Source organism: Serratia sp. 506_PEND (assembly GCF_001076875.1).
Lineage (GTDB): Bacteria > Pseudomonadota > Gammaproteobacteria > Enterobacterales > Enterobacteriaceae > Serratia > Serratia marcescens.
Genome location: NZ_JVEL01000547.1, coordinates 1 through 6224, shown reverse-complemented (window position 1 = coordinate 6224; position 6224 = coordinate 1). Strand labels below are relative to the sequence as shown.

The window sequence follows — 6224 nt, the reverse complement described above, 5'->3', positions numbered from 1 at the left end:
CAGCATTAGGAATTCCTGGGCCGGGTTTATTGATGCCGTGCTTACCGAAGATGCGTTCCGCCAATTATTGGTTATTAATGCTATCTTACTGGTTGTTACATTTGGTTTAGATATTACAAATATAGAAAGGCTGTTATTAATCACCTGCAGTTTTCTGCTATTGGTGGTTGAGCTGCTTAATACGGCGATTGAAACCGTGGTCGATCGCATTTCGCTGGAATTGCATCCGTTATCCAAACGCGCCAAAGATTTGGGCGGCGCAGCGCAGCTGGTAGCCGTGGTGATGACTATCATTATTTGGGGAATGGTGCTGCTGGGGCGATAGGGGCCTTGGTGGTTCAACCACCAAAGCCGGTGAGCGTGGCGATATAAGCGGTTATCATCGTTGGTTTGCGTTTTATGCCATTTCAGCAAGGAGAGTTGGCCGTTATGCCCGTAAATTTTGATCTCAACGATCTCTATGCGTTTCGCGCGCTGGTGGAGTACGGCAATTTTCGGCTGGCCGCAGAGTCTATCTGCCTGTCGCAGTCGGCATTGAGCCGCAGGATTGAGAAACTGGAAAACGCGCTGGGCATCAAACTGTTCGATCGCACCACCCGGCGCGTGACCTTGACGCTGTACGGGCAGGCCTTTGCCGAACGTTCGGAGCAGTTGCTGATGAACGTCGAAGCGGTGATGGCCGATATCGATAAGGTCAGTCAAGAACGGGTGGGGCTGGTTACCGTCGCCACGGTGCCCTCGGCGGCCTACTATTTCATGCCCGACGTGATACGCCGTTTCCGGCTGCGCTATCCGCGCGTGCGCGTCAAGCTGATCGACGGCAGCGCAGGCAATGTGATTGAGGCGGTCACCAGCGGCCAGGCCGATTTCGGCATCTGCTTTGCCGGGCGGCTGCAGCCTAATCTTGAATTTGTGCCGCTGGTGGGGGACGTCTACGTGGCCGCCTGCCGACGTGACCATCCGCTCGCCGGTAAAAAGAGCCTCACCTGGCGGGAATTTTATCAGCAGGATTACGTCTCGCTGGATAAAACCTCCGGCAATCGCAATCTGCTCGATCAGCGCCTGGAACACCTCGTGCCGGAACGCTCCAGCGTGTGTGAAACTCGCCATGTGACAACCATGCTGGGCATGGTTGAGGCGGGCATCGGCATTGCCGCCGTGCCCGCCATGTCGATGCCCGCTTCAGAACATTCGGTGTTGACGTCGGTGTCGCTGGTTGATCCGGTGGTGAAACGCACCGTCGGTCTGATCCGGCGCCGCGGCCGCATGCAGTCTTTCGTCGCCGCCGAGCTGGAAAAGCTGATTACTGAACAGTATCACTCTGCCTGACCGGCTGCTGCGCCGGCACGGTTCGCATGCCGGTCGCGCGAATGGTCGGCTGCGCCTGAGAGGAGGCGAGGAAGTTCAGCAGCGCTTTGCCTTCGCGGCGGTGCTCCGCCTTGGCGGTCACCGCGCCGGCGAAGCGGGTGATGTACTGCACGTTTTCCGGCAGCTCGCCGATAAAGGTGACGCCCGCCACGGGCAGCAATTCGCTGACCTGCTGGAAGCCCAGCGCGTATTTCCCCTGCGCCACTTCAGAGGCCACCGGAATGCGCTCAACCTTATGCGCTTTCCCTTTCACCTGTTCCTCGATGCCGAGCTTTTTGAACAGTTGGCCGCTGACATAGCGGCCGCTGGCGCTGTCGGAATAGGCGAAAGAGTCAGCTTGCAGCAAGACATTGCGCAGCTCGGCATCCGTTTTTATCGCCGGTTTGGGCGCGCCCTGTTTCACCACCATGCCGATCGGCGAGTCGGCCAGCTCTACGCGCGAACCCGGCTGGATCCAGCCGCCTTTGTCCAGTTGGGCCAGCGCGTCGCCCACCATGATTACCACATCGGCTTGCTCTCCACGCGCCAGCCGCGCGGGGATCGCCTGCGGCGTTTTGCCCATCGAGGGGCCGGACACCAGAATGATTTTATCGCCGCTTTGAGCTTCATATTCCGGAGCCAGTTTTTCCAGCGCGGCTTTGAAGCCGCCTGAGATCATCACGGTCACGTCTTTGGCCAGCGCCGCCGTACTGCAGGAGGCGCACACCAGCGCGGCGAGGATCGAACGAGTGAGTTTCTGCATGACATGATTCCCTGTTGCGATTGCGGGTTAGCGTGCGGTTTGCAGCGGCATGGCGATGCGGCGATACAGATACAGCGTCGCCAGCAGGGCGCACAGCGCGGCGAAGCTCATCCAATAGCCCGGTGAAGCCTTATCGCCGGTGTATTCGATCAGGGCGGTGGAGATCACCGGCGTAAAGCCGCCGAACACCGCCGTCGCCAGGCTGTAGGCCAGCGAGAACCCGGCCACCCGCACTTCCGTTGGCATGATCTCCGTCAGGGCCGGGATCATGGCGCCGTTATAGAGGCCGTAAATGAAGGACAGCCACAGCAGCACGGCCAGCATCATGCCGAAGCTGGGGGCGGCGGCGAGCAGGCTCAGCGCCGGGTAAGCGGTGGCCAACGTCAGCAGCGTCATGGCGACCAGCACCGGTTTGCGGCCGAAACGGTCCGACAGCGCGCCGCCGATGGGCAGCCAGATGAAGTTGGAGATCGCCACCAGCAGGGTGACCAGCAAGCTGTCGGAAGCGCTGAGCAGCAGCACCTTTTTGCCGAAGGTCGGCGCATAGACGGTGATCAGGTAAAACGCGGTGGTGGTCATGGCGACCATCAACATGCCGGCGATCACCACCGGCCAGTTTTTCAGCAGGGTTTTAAACACGTCGCGCATCGCCAGGTGGTGGCGGCGAGCGGTAAATTCCTGCGTTTCTTCCAGCTTGCGGCGCAGGAGGAAGATGAAGGGAACGATCAGGCAGCCGAACAGGAAAGGCAGGCGCCAGCCCCATTCGCGAATGGCGCTTTCTTCCAGCGCCGCATTGAGCGCGAAGCCCATGGCCGCCGCCACCATAATCGCCACCTGCTGGCTGCCGGACTGCCAACTGGTGTAGAAGCCTTTACGGCCCGGCGTGGCGATTTCGGCCAGATAGACGGATACGCCGCCCAGCTCCGCGCCCGCCGAGAAGCCTTGCAACAGGCGCCCGCACAGCACCAGCAGCGGCGCCCAAAGCCCGATGCTGTGGTAAGAGGGGATCAGCACGATCAGGAAGGTGCCTGCGGCCATGATCGACAGGGTCACGATCAGCCCTTTGCGGCGGCCGACTTTATCGATGTAAGCGCCCAGCACGATGGCGCCGATCGGGCGCATCAAAAAGCCCGCGCCGAACACCGCAAAGGTCATCATCAGTGAGGCGAACTCGCTGCTGGCCGGAAAAAAGGTGTGTGCGATGTAGGTGGCGTAAAAGCCGAACAGGAAAAAATCGAACTGCTCTAAAAAGTTGCCGGAGGTGACGCGCAATATCGCGCCGGCTCTGGCCCGGGGAGTCATGGGTGAGGTAGAGGAATGCATCTTTATCTCCAGTTTGTTATTGGCGCCTGACGCCGCGCCTGTTGCTGAAGACTCGCTCAGGAAAATAAAGTAAATAAGCGCAATAAACGCATGGCGCGATGCGTTTGGCGCATCAATCGGCGTTAACAATGTTGCCTAACCCGATGTAACGTGGCGTTAACAAGTTTGCCGCTCACCGCCCGCTGCGTAGAACGTCGAAAACGTTATGCGCTTTTTGTGACAGGGTTCATAAAGGGGCGGCGGGGAAACGTTCCGTGCCTCTGAACGATTGTTCGACACCGCGCCTAAAAAGCTGAATGCCTCGCACTGCGTTTGCAAAATGCGTGGATGTACGTTCAGCCTTGCAGTATCCACGTATGCCTTTGCATGTTATCCCTGCGCCTCTCTGCTATAGCTTTACATCTATATAGTTGCTGATCTATATTTTAGGGCGGTCCCGTGTGGGAAATTAAAACAACGGATGCATTTGATCATTGGTTCAGATCACTTAGCGATGCCGATCGGGCCGGCGTACTTGCCGCATTGATGGTCCTGCGGGAAAAGGGGCCGGGGCTGCCCAGACCCTATGCCGATACGGTTAAAGGCTCACGTTACAGCAATATGAAAGAGTTGCGCATTCAGTGCCGAGGCGAACCGTTGCGGGCATTCTTCGCTTTCGATCCGTACCGTATTGGCATTGTGCTTTGCGCGGGCAATAAAGCCGGTAATGAAAGCGTTTTTACGATGGGATGATCCAGGTTGCCGATCGGGAATTCACGAACTGGCTGAACACATTAAACGAGAAGGAGTGACGCGATGGGCAGAACGTTGGAACAGCTTATTGCGGATGAAAAGCCCGAGGTCGTGGCCAAAGCGCAGGCGCTGGCGGCGGACATCATGCTGAACATTCACCTTGCCGAGCTGCGTGAAAAAGTACAGAAAACGCAGGTTGAAATGGCGCAGGCGCTGGGGATTAGGCAGCCGACCGTTGCCGTGATGGAAAAACCGGGCCGCGATCTGAAACTGTCTTCGCTTAAACGCTATGTTGAGGCGGCCGGCGGCAAACTGCGCCTGGACATTGAACTGCCGGACGGCTCTCACTACGAGTTTGTGCTGTAAGCGCTAACGGCAGAAAGGCACAAAGCTCGCTCAGATTCCCCGGAGCGGGCTTTGTGCACCAGGGCTCCTTTGACACAAGCAGGCGGCCGTAAAAGCAAAGAGGCGCAAGACGGGCAGGCTGTCTGAGCGCTTTCGTTTGGGCCGGATAGCGTTAAACAAGCCACCCGCACTCCCTTCACGATGTCTTGCTTGCCCGGAGCCGTCTCCTTGTCTTTTAGCTGAAACGATACAAATTATGTTGATAGGTAGCTCATTTTTCGTGCAAAAACTCAACGTCTTTCATTAAAACTGGGATGAAATTCGTATTTTTATCGCGCTATTTCTTCAAATACTCACCCGGTGAAGCTCATCACATTTCTTTAACCTGCTTAACAGTAGATTTTCCTTGTTTATAAAAAATCGATTCAGCTAAAGGGGAAGGGAAATGAAAAAGACATGGGTGATGGCGGTGTTTTCGGCCCTGATTTCAGGGCAGGCGGCGGCGCAGAGTTGGGTGCTGACCAGCGCTGAAGATGGCGTGGAGAAAGGAAACTGGAAGATTTCGAGCGAAGCGCTGAAGGTGAAGGATAAAACGTTCAGCATTGAGCAGAAGGTGTTGCACGGCGGTAAGCAAGAAGGCAGCAAAGTCGTGATTATCCGCAGCGAGGATGGCCTGACCATCACGCTGAGCCCCACCCGCGGCATGAACCTCCTGCGGGCAGAAGGATTTGGCGCGAAAATGGGATGGGATTCCCCGGTCAAAGAGGTGGTCAACCCCGCCTTTATCAACCTGGAAAGCCGCAATGGGCTCGGCTGGCTGGAAGGTTTCAATGAGATGATGGTGCGTTGTGGCTATGAGTGGACCGGTCATCCAGTGACCGAAGGAGGGCAAATTTACACGTTGCACGGCAAAGCGGGCAATACGCCGGCCTCGCGGGTTGAGGTTGAGGTCGCGGATACGGCGCCGTATGAAATTCGTGTTCGCGGCCTGATCAAAGAGAGCACATTCAAAAAAGCCGATCTGCAAACCCTGACCGAATTGCGCTATGTGCCCGGCAGCAACAGTTTCCGCCTGCATGATGTGTTAACCAACCGGGCGGATTATCCCCATGATTACCAGATTATTTATCACAGCAATTTCGGCGCGCCGATTCTGGAAAATGGCGCCCGCTTCCTGGCGCCGATGGCCAGCATCAGCCCGTTTAACGACTATGCCAAAGCCGGGCTGAAGACCTGGGCAACCTATGCCGGTCCAACCAAAGGGTTCGATGAAATGGTCTTTAACATTAAGCCATTATCGGATCCGAATCATCAGGCACTGGCGGCGCTGGTCAATAACGCGGGCGACAAAGGGGTGGCGATTCAGTTCGATACCCGCCAGTTGCCCGTCCTGACGCTGTGGAAGAATACCGATACGTTAAAACAGGGGTATGTAACGGGGATTGAGCCGGGCACCAGCTATGCCTACCCGGTCACTGTCGAGCGCGAACAAAAACGCGTTAAGCAGTTGCAGCCTGGCGCCAGTGCGCAGTTTGATCTGACCTATACCTTGCTGCACAGCAAAGCGCAGGTGGCGGATCTGGCGCAGAAGATTGCGGATATTCAGGGCAAGGTAAAAATTGATGAGAATGACGCGCCGATAGCCACAGAGTAACGCTGCCTCGATGCATTTAGCGTTAAAGCAAAAAGCCCGCTTAAGTTTCCTTAAGCGGGC

General features: G+C 56.8%; 6 protein-coding genes and 1 pseudogene. 5 read left to right on the top strand and 2 right to left on the bottom strand.

Annotation, left to right across the window (positions count from 1 at the left end; genetic code table 11):
- Together ADK28_RS23745 and ADK28_RS23740 are read left to right on the top strand one after the other, a co-directional pair.
- The coding region (locus ADK28_RS23745; protein ID WP_048796854.1) for a diacylglycerol kinase at positions 1 to 325 on the top strand (325 nt) is incomplete at its 5' end.
- Between the two features lie 104 nt (positions 326 to 429).
- Complete coding sequence (locus ADK28_RS23740) at positions 430 to 1329, top strand: LysR family transcriptional regulator (protein ID WP_048796853.1); 900 nt, start codon at positions 430 to 432, stop codon at positions 1327 to 1329.
- On the opposite strand, the gene ADK28_RS23735 is transcribed toward ADK28_RS23740, so the two are convergent.
- Entirely contained in the window at positions 1304 to 2110 is an 807-nt protein-coding gene (locus ADK28_RS23735) for a substrate-binding domain-containing protein (protein WP_048796852.1), read from the bottom strand. The two genes, ADK28_RS23740 and ADK28_RS23735, sit on opposite strands and share 26 nt — an antisense overlap.
- A 27-nt stretch (positions 2111 to 2137) precedes the next feature.
- Positions 2138 to 3433 carry an MFS transporter gene (locus ADK28_RS23730; RefSeq protein WP_033639874.1) on the bottom strand — a complete coding sequence of 432 codons (1296 nt, stop codon included), beginning with the start codon at positions 3431 to 3433 and terminating at the stop codon, positions 2138 to 2140.
- 438 nt (positions 3434 to 3871) lie between these two features.
- Between ADK28_RS23730 and ADK28_RS30590 the strand changes: the two are divergent.
- The 3 genes and pseudogenes from ADK28_RS30590 to ADK28_RS23720 all read left to right on the top strand — a co-directional run bounded on the left by ADK28_RS30590 (position 3872) and on the right by ADK28_RS23720 (position 6164).
- Positions 3872 to 4224 (top strand): annotated as a pseudogene (locus tag ADK28_RS30590) (type II toxin-antitoxin system RelE/ParE family toxin).
- Between the two features lie 4 nt (positions 4225 to 4228).
- Positions 4229 to 4531 carry an XRE family transcriptional regulator gene (locus ADK28_RS23725; RefSeq protein ID WP_016927038.1) on the top strand — a complete coding sequence of 101 codons (303 nt, stop codon included), beginning with the start codon at positions 4229 to 4231 and terminating at the stop codon, positions 4529 to 4531.
- Positions 4532 to 4955: 424 nt separating this feature from the next.
- Positions 4956 to 6164, top strand: coding sequence for an aldose 1-epimerase family protein (locus ADK28_RS23720; protein WP_048796851.1), 1209 nt, complete (start codon positions 4956 to 4958; stop codon positions 6162 to 6164).
- Positions 6165 to 6224: the final 60 nt, after the last annotated feature.

Bases quoted from the DNA above. Each gene is read 5' to 3' on its own strand.
- ADK28_RS23740 (WP_048796853.1), top strand. From the start codon at position 430: ATGCCCGTAAATTTTGATCTCAACGATCTCTATGCGTTTCGCGCGCTG.
- ADK28_RS23735 (WP_048796852.1), bottom strand. From the start codon at position 2,110: ATGCAGAAACTCACTCGTTCGATCCTCGCCGCGCTGGTGTGCGCCTCC.
- ADK28_RS23730 (WP_033639874.1), bottom strand. From the start codon at position 3,433: ATGCATTCCTCTACCTCACCCATGACTCCCCGGGCCAGAGCCGGCGCG.
- ADK28_RS23725 (WP_016927038.1), top strand. From the start codon at position 4,229: ATGGGCAGAACGTTGGAACAGCTTATTGCGGATGAAAAGCCCGAGGTC.
- ADK28_RS23720 (WP_048796851.1), top strand. From the start codon at position 4,956: ATGAAAAAGACATGGGTGATGGCGGTGTTTTCGGCCCTGATTTCAGGG.